General features: G+C 33.6%; 15 protein-coding genes. 11 read left to right on the plus strand and 4 right to left on the minus strand.

The genetic code is table 11. The features are described 5' to 3' along the window. The first annotated feature begins 10 nt into the window (after positions 1-10). The 3 genes from sucD to ACJROP_RS12270 are packed head-to-tail and all read left to right on the plus strand — an operon-like array spanning position 11 to position 2,284. The gene (gene sucD / locus ACJROP_RS12260; protein WP_406535748.1) at positions 11-874 is read left to right on the plus strand and encodes a succinate--CoA ligase subunit alpha; all 864 of its coding nucleotides are present in this window, start codon (positions 11-13) and stop codon (positions 872-874) included. Continuing rightward, positions 874-2,076 (plus strand): hydroxymethylglutaryl-CoA reductase (NADPH), encoded by a 1,203-nt coding sequence (gene hmgA / locus ACJROP_RS12265; RefSeq protein ID WP_406535749.1) that lies wholly within the window; start codon positions 874-876, stop codon positions 2,074-2,076. Before sucD ends, hmgA begins: the two co-directional genes overlap by 1 nt. 1 nt (position 2,077) lies before the next feature. Continuing rightward, positions 2,078-2,284, plus strand: a complete 207-nt coding sequence (locus ACJROP_RS12270; RefSeq protein ID WP_406535750.1) for a hypothetical protein — start codon at positions 2,078-2,080, stop codon at positions 2,282-2,284. On the opposite strand, the gene ACJROP_RS12275 is transcribed toward ACJROP_RS12270, so the two are convergent. From ACJROP_RS12275 to ACJROP_RS12290, 4 genes are all read right to left on the minus strand, one after another. After that, positions 2,281-2,919 carry a DUF116 domain-containing protein gene (locus ACJROP_RS12275; RefSeq protein WP_406535751.1) on the minus strand — a complete coding sequence of 213 codons (639 nt, stop codon included), beginning with the start codon at positions 2,917-2,919 and terminating at the stop codon, positions 2,281-2,283. The genes ACJROP_RS12270 and ACJROP_RS12275 overlap by 4 nt on opposite strands. 8 nt (positions 2,920-2,927) lie before the next feature. After that, positions 2,928-3,380: a hypothetical protein gene (locus ACJROP_RS12280; RefSeq protein ID WP_406535752.1), complete on the minus strand. Its 453-nt coding sequence runs from the start codon at positions 3,378-3,380 to the stop codon at positions 2,928-2,930. Positions 3,381-3,417: 37 nt separating this feature from the next. After that, positions 3,418-3,573: a hypothetical protein gene (locus tag ACJROP_RS12285; RefSeq protein WP_406535753.1), complete on the minus strand. Its 156-nt coding sequence runs from the start codon at positions 3,571-3,573 to the stop codon at positions 3,418-3,420. Positions 3,574-3,948: 375 nt separating this feature from the next. Beyond that, positions 3,949-4,629 (minus strand): hypothetical protein, encoded by a 681-nt coding sequence (locus tag ACJROP_RS12290; RefSeq protein ID WP_406535754.1) that lies wholly within the window; start codon positions 4,627-4,629, stop codon positions 3,949-3,951. Between the two features lie 120 nt (positions 4,630-4,749). Between ACJROP_RS12290 and thsA the strand changes: the two genes are divergently transcribed. The 8 genes from thsA to ACJROP_RS12330 all read left to right on the plus strand — a co-directional run bounded on the left by thsA (position 4,750) and on the right by ACJROP_RS12330 (position 15,847). Next, positions 4,750-6,396 (plus strand): thermosome subunit alpha, encoded by a 1,647-nt coding sequence (thsA, locus tag ACJROP_RS12295; protein WP_406535755.1) that lies wholly within the window; start codon positions 4,750-4,752, stop codon positions 6,394-6,396. 520 nt (positions 6,397-6,916) lie between these two features. After that, the gene (locus tag ACJROP_RS12300) at positions 6,917-10,879 is read left to right on the plus strand and encodes a pseudomurein-binding repeat-containing protein (RefSeq protein ID WP_406535756.1); all 3,963 of its coding nucleotides are present in this window, start codon (positions 6,917-6,919) and stop codon (positions 10,877-10,879) included. Between the two features lie 147 nt (positions 10,880-11,026). Further along, positions 11,027-11,740, plus strand: coding sequence for an iron dependent repressor, metal binding and dimerization domain protein (locus ACJROP_RS12305; protein ID WP_406535757.1), 714 nt, complete (start codon positions 11,027-11,029; stop codon positions 11,738-11,740). A 95-nt stretch (positions 11,741-11,835) separates the two neighbouring features. Further along, positions 11,836-12,351 carry a tRNA-intron lyase gene (endA, locus tag ACJROP_RS12310; protein WP_406535758.1) on the plus strand — a complete coding sequence of 172 codons (516 nt, stop codon included), beginning with the start codon at positions 11,836-11,838 and terminating at the stop codon, positions 12,349-12,351. Between the two features lie 97 nt (positions 12,352-12,448). Continuing rightward, the gene (locus ACJROP_RS12315) at positions 12,449-13,546 is read left to right on the plus strand and encodes a tryptophan--tRNA ligase (protein WP_406535759.1); all 1,098 of its coding nucleotides are present in this window, start codon (positions 12,449-12,451) and stop codon (positions 13,544-13,546) included. Further along, entirely contained in the window at positions 13,546-14,160 is a 615-nt protein-coding gene (locus tag ACJROP_RS12320; protein WP_406535760.1) for a stage II sporulation protein M, read from the plus strand. The genes ACJROP_RS12315 and ACJROP_RS12320 overlap by 1 nt, the downstream gene beginning before the upstream one ends. A 43-nt stretch (positions 14,161-14,203) precedes the next feature. Then, the gene (thrC, locus tag ACJROP_RS12325) at positions 14,204-15,400 is read left to right on the plus strand and encodes a threonine synthase (RefSeq protein ID WP_406535761.1); all 1,197 of its coding nucleotides are present in this window, start codon (positions 14,204-14,206) and stop codon (positions 15,398-15,400) included. 246 nt (positions 15,401-15,646) lie between these two features. Next, a complete protein-coding gene (locus tag ACJROP_RS12330; RefSeq protein ID WP_067042909.1) occupies positions 15,647-15,847 on the plus strand; it encodes a histone family protein in 201 nt (66 codons plus the stop codon). The last annotated feature ends 240 nt before the right edge of the window (positions 15,848-16,087 follow it).

Genomic DNA, 16,087 nt, shown 5'->3' on the forward strand with positions numbered 1-16,087 from the left:
GTCAAATATTATGATTTTATTAAATGAAGATACAAAATGTTTAGTTCAAGGAATAACCGGTAAACAAGGTTCATTCCACACAGAACAAATGTTAAACTACAATACTAACATTGTTGCAGGAATTACACCTGGTAAAGGTGGCCAGAAATTTTTAGATAGAGTTCCTATTTTCAACTCAATCGAAGAGGCAAAAGAAGAAGTGGACATCAATGCTTCAATTATTTTTGTTCCTGCCAAATTTGCAAAGGATGCTGCGTTTGAAGCAATCAGACACTTGGATTTGGTTGTTATCATATCAGAACACATTCCGGTTCATGACAGTATGAAAATAATGGCATATGCAAAAGAGATGGATACAACCGTTATCGGCCCTAACACTCCGGGAATTATCTCTCCAGGTGTCGGTAAATTAGGAATCATGCCTACCCACATTTTCAAGGAAGGTAATGTAGGTGTAATTTCCAGAAGCGGTACATTAACTTATGAAATTGCCAGTGAACTTACAAATGCAGGAATTGGTCAAAGTACTGCCGTAGGTATTGGTGGAGACCCTGTTACCGGAGACAATTACGTTGATATATTAAAAAGATTCGAAAAAGACCCGGCTACTGATGCTGTTGTTCTAATTGGCGAGATTGGAGGAACTGCAGAAGAAAGAGCAGGTAAATACATTGCAGAGGAAATGTCAAAACCTGTCGTATCTTACATTGCAGGAAGAACTGCACCGCCGGGCAAAAGAATGGGACATGCCGGAGCGATTATCCAAGGGGATTCCGGTACTGTTGAAAGTAAAACCAAAGCTTTAAATGAAGCTGGCGTTGATGTGGCTATAAAGCCATCCGAAATCGTAGATTTACTTAAAAAGGTTATGTAATGTCAAATCAAGAAATTATTGATAAATTATTGAATGGTGAAATGAAGCTTTATCAGGTTGATAAAGAGGTTTCAGCCAAAGAGGCAACAGATATCAGAAGGGAATTTTTAGAGCAAAAATACGATTTAAATCTATCAAATATTGCTAATTACACTCTGGATATGGAAAGGGCATCTGCCCGTAACATCGAAAACTCAATCGGTGTGTTGCAGCTTCCGATGGGTATTGCAGGCCCATTAAAAATCAATGGTGAATACTGTAAAAGGGAAGTATTTGTTCCGCTTGCAACCTCTGAAGGAGCGCTTGTCGCATCAATCAACAGAGGTGCATCTACCATAACTGCATCTGGAGGAGCTAATGCAAGAGTGGTGTCCGATATCATGACTCGAGCACCGGCCATCAAAACTGAAAACGTTAATGATGCCATACAAATCAGGCAATGGTTTATTGATAGTTTCGAGGAGTTGAAAGAAATTGCAGAAAGTACAACTTCTCATGGTAAACTAATAAAAATTGACCCTATTTTAATTGTTGGAAGCTATGTCTACCCAAGATTTGTTTTCTCAACCGGAGACAGTATGGGAATGAATATGGTAACAATAGCTTCTGAAAAGATTCTGGAAAAACTTGCCCAGGACACTACCGCAACCCACCTTGCATTAAGCGGTAATGTCTGTGTTGATAAAAAACCAGCTGCTATAAACATCGTTGAAGGAAGGGGAAAAAGTGTTATAGCAGATATTCTAATTCCAAAGGATATTGTTGAAAAGAAACTTAAGACAACAACTGATGCCATTGTAGAGGTTAACATAGCTAAAAACCTGATCGGTTCGGCCGCCAGCGGAAGCATGGGCTTTAATGCGCATTATGCAAATATGGTTGCAGCCATATTTTTAGCAACTGGCCAGGATGCGGCTCATGTTGTCGAAGGATCACTTGGTATTACAACTGCAGAAAACAGAAACGGAAATTTATATTTCTCAGTCAATTTGCCTGACTTGCCTGTAGCTACTGTCGGTGGAGGAACCAGTTTGGAAGTTGCTCACGAAGGATTGGAAATTTTAGGAGTAGCAGGCTCAGGAAAAGCTCGTGAATATGCTGAAATTGTTGCATGTACTGTTTTGGCAGGTGAACTGTCACTTGTTGGAGCTATCGCTGCAGGACACTTGGCAAGAGCACACCAACAACATGGCAGAGGATAACATGGATGATTTTATAGATGAATTATATCCCGAATTGACTTTGGAAACCGATGATATAATAATGAACATATCTATAAAAAAGGATTATTCCCAAATCGAAGATTTGGATAAAAGAAAAGAAGAATTCATCAATGATTTGAAAGCTTTTATAAAAGAGTTTGAAGAAACTCCAGAATCCGACGAGTTCATGAGATATTTTGATTTTTAGTATTTGGAGTCTATTTTTTCAAATACTTTTTTTACATTTACTTTTGTTTCAAAGCAGCCTGTTTTTTCAAGCAATACTCCTTGAGGACAAAAATCAGACAACAGCATCATCATTTGGTTCAGGTCTTCATGGCAGGCCACACCGATAACCGCTTTGAATTTTTTTTCCATAACTATTTTTTTAACGAAACTGCCTCCAGGAACAATATATAGTTTATAGCCTAAGGGTTCAGCCTTTTTCTTGATGACTCCAATGGAGCACAGTCCGCATTCTGTACAGTTCAAACCTTCTTTTTGAAGGGTTGCAGGACAATTTCTGTGCCTTAAGCAGTGAGGCAGGAAAATTAATGTTTTTTCAGCAGGTACTTTTCTGAATTTTTCCCGGTTAATGTCATCCCTAAATTTGATCGCTATATCGTCAATTAAATGTTCATCCAATTTCAATAGGTTAGCGATTGTTTTGAAAGGGGAATATAATAAATCGACAATAAACAATAAGAATTTTGGGAATAGGTAAATGTTTCTTCTTACTAAAAACACCCCTAAAATCAAGACGGCAACAAATAAGATCACGATTAGGACAGCTAATGAGACTACTACTTGACCTAAAAACATGTAAAATGAATCAACTAACATTTTTTAACCTAGAATCTTTCAATAGTGTAATTTGTAATTTCTTTATTTAATGTAACGCCGGTTTTTGTTTTAACTATTTCAAGACCTGATAAACTGTCGCATGAACATAAGACATTCTGCTCAGGATGGGTTCCAGGTGTGATATTGCAGTTTAGGTCGACTCTGTCTCCTATTGATAAAACAGTTTCTAAGCGTTTAGTGGATGGATGGTCTTTATTCAAGATTACTAATGGAGAAGATTCTTCTCTAGCTAAGTAAGCCTGTGACCTTATTGCTCTTTTATCTTTTTTAAAGTTGGATACTGCAATAATATCGTCTGATTCTAAAAACTGAACTATTTCTTCATTATCCTGTGTTGCAATAAACAGCATCTTGTTTTCATAAGCAACCTTAGCAACACCCACAATTCCGGTTTCGCCTTCAAGAAAGAGTATTTCATCATTTTTAAAATCAATATTCATAAAATCACTTAAAAAATAAAAAAGAGAGTAAATAAGTTTACTCTACACATTCCACATTGTCACTTTGACAGGATGGACAAACAACTTTTTTTCCAAGACCTTTAAAGGTATTTCCACAGTCTTTACAATGATATTTTTTTGTTTTTAATTTTTTTAAATCAATATCGGCCATTGGCCCTCCGCTAGAACACATTTAAAATCACCTTTATTAAATATTATGTCTTATGTTATATATTAATTATTAAGTATTTTTTTGATTTCAGTAATTTTGTTCAATGTTTTTTCATCATGTGTTATATCATACAATAAATCATAGAAATACAATGATTGGTTATATAATCTGTTTTCTTCGAACTCTCCAGACAGCTCTTCAAGTGTCTTTAAAACAAAGGGATTGACTCCAATTTGGATATTTTTATCTTCAAGAATGGAAATCGCTTCGTCCAGTGTCATGTTTATGTTATGGCCTTTCGATTCGATGTATTGGAGTTCAGTATATGCCTTAATGCTCATTTCATATTCCATGCTGTATTTGAAAAGGGCGGTTGCAACGTCAAACTGGTTTTCTTCAATGTAATAATAGCCCAGGTTTCTGTAGCATCTTGCAATATCCTGAGGGTAATATGCATATTTCAGGGCATCTGAAGTGTATATGATGAATTTGTTGAGTGTGGGTGCGAATTTTGTAGATTTCAGACAGTTCAAGGATTACCCTTGCAGAAACAGGATTGATTTTCAAGGCCTTTTTCAGGCTTTCTTCAGCTTCTTCGAATTCCTGGTTTTCAAAGAGCAGGAATCCATATATATAATATAAATCAAGCAGCGGCTGGTTGTCAGGTATGTATCTGATTTCCTTTTCAGAGCCGATGTAGTTCATAAATATTAATTCTTCTAGGGGGTTTGTGAAGCTGTGGTATTCGCTTACCTTGTCGTCTTCAAACATGCCTGGAAAATTGTTCATAAAATCTTTAAGTATGTCTAAAGAGGTTTTGTAATCTCCCCTTTCAATATATTCAGTGATTTCATTTAAGATGTCCATTATGGGATTTTCCTTTTCAGATATCTCTATGAATTCCTCTTTTTCCTCATCGCTTAGACAGTCCCACATCATCCTTGAAATCTCCCGAATGATTTCCTTGTTGTAGGGATGATCTTTATACCTATCAATTTGGCCAGATAAGAATTTTTTATTTAATTCCTTGTTTTCACCCAGATTGGCTTTAATTTCTTCAATTATCTCTTCGTACATTAACACACCTGAAGTTATTTTAAGGGGTAATATTTTTATATTACTTCTAATCCATATTATATTTGTATAAAAACTTAGTTTTATATTATTTTATTTAGAAAAAATGAAGGTGATTATGAAATGGCAAATCAACCAATATTTATTCTTCCTCAGGGGACTGAAAGATATTCAAAAAGAGATGCTTTAAGAATGAATATCACAGCCGCTAAAGTATTAGCGGGCATTGTAAGAACTACATTAGGTCCTAAAGGTATGGATAAAATGTTAGTCGATTCATTAGGTGACGTAACTGTAACTAATGACGGTGCAACCATCATGGGTGAAATGGAAATTAACCAACCTGCAGCTAGAATGCTTGTGGAAACAGCTAAAAAACAAGAGGAAATAGTTGGAGACGGAACCACTTCCGTTGTTGTTATTGCTGGTGAATTATTGGTTAAAGCTGAAGAATTATTAGAAGATGGAATTGCAACTTCAGTGGTTGTTAAAGGATACAAAAATGCAACTGAAAAGGCAGTTGAACTCTTAAAAGAAATTGCAATTGATGCTGACGATGAAGATACTCTTAAAAAAGTGGCTGTTACTGCAATGACAGGTAAAGGTTCAGATTATGCAAAAGAACATTTGGCAGACATTGTTGTTAAAGCAGCATTAAGAATCAAAGAAGACGGAAAATCAGATATTGAAAACATCAATATCCAAAGGGTATCTGGAGATTCTGTAGAAGATTCATTCTTGGCTGAAGGTGTAGTTATTGATAAGGCACCTGTATCCAAAAGCATGCCTAAGGATATTAAAGATGCAAAAATAGCTATCATGAAGTATCCAATTGAATTAAAAGACATGAATACTGATACTAAACTCGATATTACCAGTCCTGAACAATTAGAATTGTTTTTAAATAATGAAGAACAAATGATTAAGGATTTAGTAGCTAAAATTGTTGATTCCGGTGCCAATGTGTTATTCTGCCAAAAAGGTATCGATGATTTGGCAGAACATTACTTGAAAAAAGCAGGAATCCTTACCTACAAAAGGGTTAAAAAGTCAGATATGGAAAGAATTGAAAAAGCTACTGGTGCAAAATTAGTAACTGACATTGAAGATTTGTCTGCTGATAAATTAGGTTCTGCAGGTCATGTATATCTTGATAAGATATTTGATCATGAGTTAACTTTCATTGAGGAATGTGAAAATCCAAAAGCTTCTTCAATTGTTTTAAGGGGAAGTACCCGTTATGTTACTGAACAAATTGCAAGAGCAATCGATGATGCTTTAGGAGTAGTTGCTGCAACTATTGAAGAAGGTAAAGTTGTCATTGGCGGAGGAGCTTGCGAAATCGATTTGGTAAAACAGTTAAGAGAATATGGTGAAACCGTAAGCGGAAGGGAGCAATTGGCTATTTTGAAATATGCCGAAGCTTTAGAAATCATTCCTAAAACCTTGATTGAAAATGCAGGTTTAGACACCATTAACTTGATTGCGGATTTAAAAGCTGCTCACGAAGAATCAAAATTCATTGGAATCAATGTATTCACTGGCGAAGTTGAAGATATGAAAGAAGCTGGAGTTATTGAACCTTTAAGAGTTAAAATCCAAGCTCTTCAATCTGCTGGCGCTGCTAGTGAAATGATTTTAAGAATCGATGATATGATTGCAGCAAGAAATGCACTCAACTCTACCGGTCCTGATGAGTCCGGAAATGACAATAGTGGTATGCCTCCAATGCCTGGTGCAGGTATGGGCGGAATGCCTCCAATGATGTAAAATTAAAAAATATTTTACATTTTTTTCTTTTTTCTTTTTTGAATTTTTAGTAATATTTTCAATGCTTTTTTTTGTTTGATTTAAGGTAAAAATGGGCTTAATTTTGAAATTTATAATCTCTCATCTTTTTTTCATTTTTCGGGCTTATTTTTTGATATTCTTTATTAAATGAGTTGTTTTTTATTCTAACTTAAATTAAATCATTGTTTTTTAATAATATAACTTTAAAATATATGTTATTTTCTATGATATTCACTAGCAGTACTGTTTATATTTTTATAATTTAAAGTTACTTTAAAAATTATTTCATTTCATTTAATCATTCTACAAGCCAATTCAAGAATAATTTCACTTAATTCTTTATTTTCATTAAATTTTAACTTTATTTTTAAAAATTAAACTCATTTAAATGGTTCTAGTAAATAAAAAGGTTTATATAAGGTATTTGCATATACATATTCTTGAAGTGAGACGGTTGTCTCATGGACGATTTAGAAAATTGTTATGGAGGTAAAATATTTTGAACAAACAGTTATTACTCACTATGCTTTTGGCAGTAACTATCATATTGTCAGTTAGTGCCATCTCTGCAAGTGAAGTAAATGTTACGGATTCGTATGCTACTAGCTTAGTAGATGACACATCAGATGTTTCAGTTCAAATGGAGAATACTGCTGATTCATCAGTTCTTTCTGTATCTAGTGATTCAAAAGTTGATAATGATTCATCTAAAGTTTCTCTATCAAGTGAAGAAGTTTTAGAATCTGAAAATTCAAATACTTTATCAACTAACTCGGAAAGTGCTTCTTTAAGTAGTAGTGCTAGTGAAGATACTGTATTAAAATCTTCTGATAATGTTAAACCTAGCACTTCTAATAGTGCTGTTATTGATGTATCAAAAACTATTACTTCAAAAGATGTCACTAAATATTATAAAGGAAGCACCAAATATACTGCAACCTTTTTAGATAAGACCGGTAATCCGTTAGCCAATACTAATGTTAAAATTACTGTAAATAAAGTTACTTATACTAAAAAGACTAATGCAAAAGGTGTTGCTTCTTTAGATATTAATCTTAAACCAGGATCTTATAAGGTCATTTCTGAGAATCCTGTCACTGGTTACAAGCTGACCAATACTTTTAAAGTTTTGTCTACTATTACTGCTAGTGATGTAACTAAAATTTATAGTGATGGCAGAAAGTTCTATGCGACTTTCTTAAATAGTAAAGGTAAGGCTTTAGCTAATAAGAATATTAAGTTTAAGATTAATGGTAAAACATATACAAAAAAGACTAATAGTAAAGGTGTAGCTAGTCTTACAATGTACAATCTTAAAAAAGGTACATATAAGATGATATCTTACAATGTTGATGGTTTAACCAAAACTAATACTGTTAAGGTAATTAAACACACAACCTCTAAGCTTACTACTAGCGCATATACTTTCCTTAAAAGTGATAGCAAAACCATTAAAGTCACTTTAAAAAATGGATTGGGTTATGCGCCTGGTGCAGGTAAAATTATTAAATTTACTGTTAACGGTAAATCATATACTGCAAAAACTAATAGTAAAGGTGTAGCTTCACTTAAGTTGCCTACTTTAAAGGCAGGTACCTATACTGTAAAATATAAGTTTGCTGGAAATAATTTTTATAAGGCATCCAGTGCCTCCAATAAATTATATATTCTCCCTAGCAAAACTCCAACTTACACAGTAAAAAGTACAACAACTTTCGGTAAAAACTCAGGTTATCCGTTCAAAGTTGCTTTGACTTCAGGTTCTGTTCCTTTGGTGGGAAAAACTGTAACCCTTAGTGTTAATGGTAAATCATATACCAAAACTACAGATAGTTATGGTGTAGTGTCTTTACCTATTGATTTATCTATTGGTAAATACACCATTACCTATAAATTTAAGGGCGATTCTAAAGTAAATTCAAAGACTGGATCTTCTAAGATTACTGTCAAAGAAAGAGCAGTCACTAAACTTACTTGGAAAAGTGGAACTTCCTTCTATCAGGGCGCTCAAACTTACAAGGTATTATTGCAAGATGCAAAAAGCAAAGCTTTAGAGGGCAAAACCGTCAAGTTAACCGTAAACTCAAAATCTTATTCAGCCACTACTGCTTCAAATGGGTATGCTACATTTAATGTAAATGTCGCTCCTGGAAACTACACAGTTTCTGTAAGTTATCCTGCAAATGGCGATAATGTTAACGCTCCAAGTTCAAAGAGTGTTAAAATTAGTGTTGAGAAAAAATCAACTACTGGATATGGATACTGGATTTATGGGGAAGATATGAAAAGTGTTAACCTAAATAATTTGGCATCCCAAGGTGCAACTGATTTATTCCTAAACTATGCTGCAATCTCAAAACATGGTCAATCAACAGTGGAATCATGGATAGCAAGTGCAAACAAGTTAGGAATGAATGTTCATATATGGATGCAAACATTCTATGAAGGAGGAAAATGGACAAATCCTGTCAAAAATGGATCTCCTGACACCGCATTCTTTGAGAAAAAGATAAATGAAGCTAAAACATATGCTAAGATTAAAGGTGTTGCTGGTATACACTTTGATTACTTGAGATATCCTGGTACTGCTTATAAAACTACTGGCGGTACTGCTGCAATCAGTCAATTTGTAAAACAAGCTACTGAAGCTGTCCATAATATTAATTCAAATCTTATTGTTTCATGTGCTTTAATGCCTGAAACAACAAGCAATGCATATTATTATGGTCAAGATTATTCTGTAATTAGCAAATATATGGATGTAGTCATTCCAATGATTTATAAAGGAAATTATGGAAAGACTTCAACTTGGATTTCTACAACCTCAAAATGGTTTGTAGACAATTCTAAAGGTGCACAAGTATGGGCAGGTATACAAGGTTATAAATCTGATAAGGATGTTACTTTATTATCTGCATCGGATATTAAAACAGATGCTCAAGCAGCATTAAATGGTAATGCTCCAGGTGTTATAATATTTAGATGGGGTGTAACTAAATTTGTTGATTTCAATTCATTATCTGATAAATCCGCATCTCCATCCACAACCGGATCAGTATCTATTTCAGACATTGTTGCTGCAGCCAATACTTTAAAAAGCACCATTGCATCAAATAGAGTTGTTCCAACAACTGTTAGTGTTGGAGGAGTAAGTTATTCAACTTCTCAATTCGTATATATGATGGCTCAAGCTATTGTATATATTAATGACGGTAAAACTTCAACTCAGATTTTACCTGTTGCTTCTGAAGCTCCTTCAAATCCATCAGGTTCACTTAAGGCAGGTAACTTAACCACTAAAGAATTTGTGGATTTAGCAACAAGAGTGAGTACATTTATCACTCAAAATGGTCAAGCTCCAAATTATGCTAGTACTTCTTTAGGCAATATGAAATATGAATCATTAGTTGATACATTTGCTAAAATCTTATCATTTTACAAATCTGATAAGAGATTGCCTGCTTATGTAACTATAGATGATTCAAAAGTGCCGACATCCGCTAAAACTATATCAATTAAGGATGTAATCACTGGCGCTACTAATTTGAAGACATATTATGCTAAGAATTCAAAGTTACCATCCACAGTCACTGCAGGTGGAATTACATTCACTTTGCCTGAATTTTTATATGTTATGAGTCAAGCGATATATCAAATTGGTAACTCAAATACCAAAGATATTACTGTTATTAGTGGCGTATCTGCTCCAAGCAATCCTTCGGGAGATGCTATTAGCTCAAAAGATTTAACTAAAAGTAATTTCTTAACTGTAGCTAATAATGTTGCAAATTACATTATCACTAATAAGAAAGCTCCTAACTATGCTTCATCTGCTGTTGGAAAAATCATTTACTCAGAAGTTGTTGATGCATTTTCACGTATATTGGCATTTTATGGTACAGAAAAACGTTTACCAGATTATGTGACTATTAAGTCATCAAGTTCAAGTTCAGGTTCTACCGCAACTGCTTCAGGATCTGGTTTAAACGAGAAGAATACCATATCTGATCTTACTGCATACCTAAAAGCATCTACTAATTGTCAAGTGGATAATTCTAAGATTAAATCTCTTGTTAATTCCTTAACAAAAGGTTTAAAAACAGATTTACAAAAAGCCACTGCAATATATAACTATGTAAGAGACACCATATCCTACAGTTTCTATTATGATACTAAATATGGTGCGGTAGGTACTTTAAACGCTAAAACAGGTAATTGTGTGGATCATTCACATTTATTAGTTGCCATGTTTAGAACTGCAGACCTTCCGGCTAGATATGTTCATGGTTCATGTACATTCAGCAGTGGAAGCACATATGGTCACGTATGGGTTCAAGTTTTAGTTGATGGTAAGTGGACTGTTGCAGATGCAACAAGCTCAAGAAATTCACTTGGAAAAGTAGCAAATTGGAATACCAAATCCTTCACTTTAAAAAGTATAACTTCAAGTATTTCATTCTAATTTCTACTTCTTTTTTTTATTTTTTAAAATTAACTCATTTTATTACTTATTTTGCCAAAATAACCTATAGTATTTAGGTATACCAAAACTTTTTTATACTTTAACTTATAAATTTTATAATTGATATATAGATATTAGGTGAATTTCATGACTGATGACAATATTAGCGAAAATATCGAAGAGTATTTAGAGGTTCTCTATCGTAATGGAAGCAATGGAGAACAAGTTTCTACAACCCAATTATCAAAAGAGTTGGAAATTGCACCGGGCAGTGTAACTCAAATGCTTAAAAAACTAGAAAATTTGGGTTATATTGGATATACTCCTTATAAAGGAGCTATTTTAACTGATGAAGGTATGAAAATAGCTCAAAAAATTACAAGAAAACACAGAATCTTAGAAAAATTCTTAATTGATGTCCTAAAAATCAAGGAAGAGAATGTTCATGAACAAGCTTGTAAGATGGAACATTCATTATCCGATGAGGCTGAAAGGGCATTATGCACTATGCTAAACAATCCGGATGTCTGTCCAGATGATAATATAATTCCAGCTTGTAATTTCGATTTTGACAGTTGCCATCAATGTTATTCTCAAAAGGATTTCGATCAGGTTATCAATAGGAAATTCAATTTATTATCTATATCTGAATTAACTGCCGATACTGAAGGAATAATTTCATTTATTCGCGGAAGCAATGAACTTTTAGATGATATTGCTGATGCAGGCATCAAAGTTGGCTGCCATTTGAAATATGAATTCAATGATAATCGCATTAGCAATCACTATTTGATTACAGTTGATGATAAAGAGTTAAATATTCCAATAGAAATGGCTAATAATATTTTTATTAGAATTTAACTTTTTTAATTCTCTTTTTTTTTACAAAAATATATATAATATTTATTCCAAAATTAATAGCATTAAATATAATTTATTTCTTTTTTGGTGTTTTAATGCGTGGAAATTTATCTGATGATATAGTATCTGTTAAAATTGAGGAAGGCAGCAAAAGGCCAATTGCTTTACATGAAAAAAGCAAGTTCGGTAAAATCGAAGCCGACAGTTTAAACCTTTCTTTAGTTGAAGCCTGCTATTTATTGGAAAATGGTCGTTTAGATATTTATGAAGATGATATCGAGTGTAGTGTAGGATATATCATTGATATTTTAAAAGAACAAAACACATATGGAAAATATGTTGTTTACCGTGACTTAAAAGACCGTGGATTTGTGATTAAGACTGGTTTTAAATATGGGGCAGAATTTAGATTGTATAGTCGTGGAGGAGGTCCCGGTCATAGCCATTCAGATTATTTGGTTAAAGTTATTTTCGAAAATTATGAGATTAGTGCCCTTGACTTTGCAAGCTATATCAGGGTAGCTCATGGCGTTAACAAAAAATTTTTACTGGCTATTGTCGATGATGATTTCGACATCACTTACTATAATGTCGAATGGACTAGACCCTAATTTAAATTAAAGAAGTGGGTTGTATTTTTTAAGAAAATAGTATAATTATAATAATTTTTACTTATGAATGTAATTTAATGTGATTGTTGGTGATAAAATGGCAGATTTAATAGATCCATGGGCATCATTTAGCCTAGATTATGACAAGTTAGTCAATCAGTTCGGTATTGGAAAGATTTCAGATATTATTGATGAGATTAAAAATCCTCAAAGGTTAATGAAAAGGGGAGTAATCTTTGGACATAGGGAATTCAACGAAATTAACAATTTAATTAACCAAAACAAGGATTTTGCAGTCGTAACCGGTATGATGCCAAGTGGCCAAATGCACATAGGCCATAAGATGGTTGTCGACCAATTGAAATGGTATCAGGATATGGGTGCAATGCTGTCCCTTCCTATTGCTGATTTGGAATCATATGCCGCTCGTGGAATGAGCTTTGAGAAAGGCCGTGAAATTGCAGTTGATGAATACTTGACCAATTGGATTGCATTAGGTCTTGACCTCGAAAGGGACAATGTCAATGTCTACCTCCAATCTGAAAACAAATTGCTTTTGGATTTGGCTTTTAAGGCTTCAAGCAAAACAAACTTCAATCAATTAAAGGCAATTTATGGATTTACACCATCTACAAATATTGCTCACGTTCAAGCGCCGTTGGTTCAAGTTGCGGATATTTTACTTCCACAAATCGAGGAATTCGGAGGTCCAAAAAAAGTTGTCGTTCCTGTTGGAATCGACCAGGATCCACATTTAAGATTAACAAGGGACATTGCCCAAAAGCTTCATGAGGATTTAGGATTTCTAACTCCAGCTTCCACATATCACAGATTCTTGACCGGATTGACCGGCGATAAGATGAGCAGCTCAAAACCTGCCACTGCAATTTATCTGAATGATGATACAAAAGTTGCGGTTAAGAAGGTCAAATCCGCTAAAACCGGTGGAAGGGAATCACTGAAAGAACAGCAGGAATTAGGTGGAGAAGTCGATAAATGTGTTGTTTATGAAATGTTATTGTACCACTTTATTGATGATGATAAGGAGCTTGAAAAAATCAGGCAGGACTGTTTAAATGGAACTCTACGTTGTGGGGACTGTAAAGTAAGAACTGCAGAGCTAATGGAAGAGTTTATGGAAGATTTAAAAGAAAAACAAGTCGAAGCTCGTGAAATTGCCAAAACTTTGATATAATGTTAAACGAGATTAAACATGCATTTACTGAAAATAAACTGGCCATTTTTGCTTCAGTGGCCATCTTATTTATTTCTTTGATTTTAGGATATTGTCTGGAAGGATATTTATATAGCTATTTTAATCCAGTTGTTGAAGATTTGACTCAAAAAGTTCAGACAGGCGTTTTATCCCTTACATTTCATGACATATTTTTAAATAACCTGAAAGTCATTTGTGGGATGTTTCTTTTAGGTGCTATATTCTGTTTTTCAGCATTGACATTGGCTTTCAATGGATTTTTTACAGGATATTATATTGGAACATCCGATAACGTATTTGCAGTATTGATGTACATTATTCCCCACGGAATTTTTGAGTTCTCTTCTTGCATTTTGGCCTGTGCAGGAGGTTTCGTGTTATTTAATTTTATTTATAAATTTGTTAAAAACTTATTAAATGAGGAATATGATTCTATTTCCGAAAGGATATCCAATTCATTTGTTGAAAGCTATGATAAGCTAAAACAGTCATTGATTTTATTTGGAATAGCAGTGATTTTAATGATAATTGCAGGAATTATTGAATCTTATTTAACATTGCCTATTGCAGAATTTATACTTTCTTTAGCTTAAACTTTTATTAATAATAATTTAAAAAAATATAAAATGTGATTTTATGATAAGATGTGTTTCATGTGGAGAAGAATATGATGATGATGAAGTAATCTACACTTGTGAAAAATGTGGATCAGTACTTGAACTCGTCAATGAAATTGATGTTTCTAAAGACACTTTTGACGGTAGAAGAGATAACTTATGGAAATTTAAAGAATGCATTCCTGTAGATGAAACTAAAATAGTTTCTCTTGACGAAGGAGGAACCCCATTCTGCAAATGCGATAAATTAGGTGACGAACTTGGAGTTAACTTGTATGTTAAAGTGGAAGGTTCAAATCCTACTGGAAGTTTCAAGGACAGGGGAATGACAGTGGGAATGACCAAAGCAATGGAATTGGGCGTAAGCACTGTTGGGTGTGCTTCAACAGGTAACACTTCTGCATCATTGTCAGCTTATGCGGCACGTGCAGGATTAAGGTGTATTGTATTCTTACCATCAGGAAAAGTTGCTTTAGGAAAATTAGCCCAGGCAATGTTCCATGGTGCTGAAGTAATGTCCATTAATGGAAACTTTGATGAAGCTTTAGAAGCAATGACTGCTCTTGCATTGGAAAAACATCTTTACTTATTGAATTCCATCAATCCGTACAGATTGGAAGGACAGAAAACAATCGGTTATGAAATCGTTCGTGATTTAGGATGGCAGGCTCCTGACAGAATTATTTTGCCTGTTGGAAATGCAGGAAACATTTCAGCTATCTGGAAAGGAATTAAAGAGTTCTATGATGCCGGATTTATTAAGGATGTGCCAATGATGACAGGTATTCAAGCTGAAGGTGCATGTCCTGTTACTAATGCATTCAAAAAAGGCGAAAGAAGAGTTGTCCCTGTAGAAAACCCAGAGACAATCGCAACAGCAATCCGTATTGGGGCTCCTGTAAGCGACATTAAAGCATTGAATGCGATTTATGATTCAAACGGTTATTCTGAAACCGTAACCGATGAAGAGATACTCGATGCACAAAAGCTCCTTGCAAGAACTGAGGGTATTGGTGTTGAACCTGCTTCTGCAGCTTCAATTGCAGGTCTTAAAAAACTTGTGGCTGAAGGTGTCATTGATAAAGGTGAAACCATTACATGTGTTGTTACCGGACACCTGTTGAAAGATCCTAATACTGCTATTGATGCTTGTACTCAACCTACTGAGGTTGATGCGGATATAGACACCTTAAGGAAAATTTTGATGAATAAATAAAAATTGCTTTAAATCCTTATTTATTTTAATTTTTCCTTTTAATTCTTTTTTATTCAAATCTATATTACACTTTTTTTATTTAAACAACTTTATGAAAAACATTTTTAAAGATAATACTTTCACTTTTCATGTTAAAAAAGTGTAGTTAGTAATGTTGAAATTATCAAAATTCAACACTAATAAACCAATATATTTATATATAAGCAAATTAAAACTATTATTATCAAATAAATGAGGTGTATAATTATGAGTGAATTACCAATTGCTCCTGTAGGAAGAATATTAAAAAATGCTGGTGCACAAAGAGTAAGTGATGACGCAAAAGTTGCTTTAACCGAAGCTATCGAAGATTACGGAAACGAAATCGCAGCTAAAGCTGTAGGCTTTGCTCGTCACGCTGGTAGAAAAACTGTAAAAGCTGAAGATGTAAAATTAGCAATCAAATAGATTGACTGATGATCATTTGTAGATAGTAATCTATTTACTATCTCTTTTACACTTTTCAATTATTTTTTTAATTAATATTTTTTTTATATTCAAAAAATTACTTATTTTAGCCTTATTTTTAAAAACATTTATATACTATACAAACCTATTTAATATTGTCTAGTTCTCTAGAATTATTTCATTAATTACTAAATTTTTATTTTTAGTTTTGCTAAAAATTATATGAAATTCAGAAGTATT

The organism is Methanobrevibacter sp. (genome assembly GCF_045220775.1).
GTDB lineage: Archaea > Methanobacteriota > Methanobacteria > Methanobacteriales > Methanobacteriaceae > Methanocatella.

Excerpts from the sequence above, each read along its gene's own strand:
- sucD (WP_406535748.1), top strand. The coding sequence starts at position 11 with ATGATTTTATTAAATGAAGATACAAAATGTTTAGTTCAAGGAATAACC.
- hmgA (WP_406535749.1), top strand. The coding sequence starts at position 874 with ATGTCAAATCAAGAAATTATTGATAAATTATTGAATGGTGAAATGAAG.
- ACJROP_RS12270 (WP_406535750.1), top strand. The coding sequence starts at position 2,078 with ATGGATGATTTTATAGATGAATTATATCCCGAATTGACTTTGGAAACC.
- ACJROP_RS12275 (WP_406535751.1), bottom strand. The coding sequence starts at position 2,919 with ATGTTAGTTGATTCATTTTACATGTTTTTAGGTCAAGTAGTAGTCTCA.
- ACJROP_RS12280 (WP_406535752.1), bottom strand. The coding sequence starts at position 3,380 with ATGAATATTGATTTTAAAAATGATGAAATACTCTTTCTTGAAGGCGAA.
- ACJROP_RS12285 (WP_406535753.1), bottom strand. The coding sequence starts at position 3,573 with ATGTGTTCTAGCGGAGGGCCAATGGCCGATATTGATTTAAAAAAATTA.
- ACJROP_RS12290 (WP_406535754.1), bottom strand. The coding sequence starts at position 4,629 with ATGTACGAAGAGATAATTGAAGAAATTAAAGCCAATCTGGGTGAAAAC.
- thsA (WP_406535755.1), top strand. The coding sequence starts at position 4,750 with ATGGCAAATCAACCAATATTTATTCTTCCTCAGGGGACTGAAAGATAT.
- ACJROP_RS12305 (WP_406535757.1), top strand. The coding sequence starts at position 11,027 with ATGACTGATGACAATATTAGCGAAAATATCGAAGAGTATTTAGAGGTT.
- endA (WP_406535758.1), top strand. The coding sequence starts at position 11,836 with ATGCGTGGAAATTTATCTGATGATATAGTATCTGTTAAAATTGAGGAA.
- ACJROP_RS12315 (WP_406535759.1), top strand. The coding sequence starts at position 12,449 with ATGGCAGATTTAATAGATCCATGGGCATCATTTAGCCTAGATTATGAC.
- ACJROP_RS12320 (WP_406535760.1), top strand. The coding sequence starts at position 13,546 with ATGTTAAACGAGATTAAACATGCATTTACTGAAAATAAACTGGCCATT.
- thrC (WP_406535761.1), top strand. The coding sequence starts at position 14,204 with ATGATAAGATGTGTTTCATGTGGAGAAGAATATGATGATGATGAAGTA.
- ACJROP_RS12330 (WP_067042909.1), top strand. The coding sequence starts at position 15,647 with ATGAGTGAATTACCAATTGCTCCTGTAGGAAGAATATTAAAAAATGCT.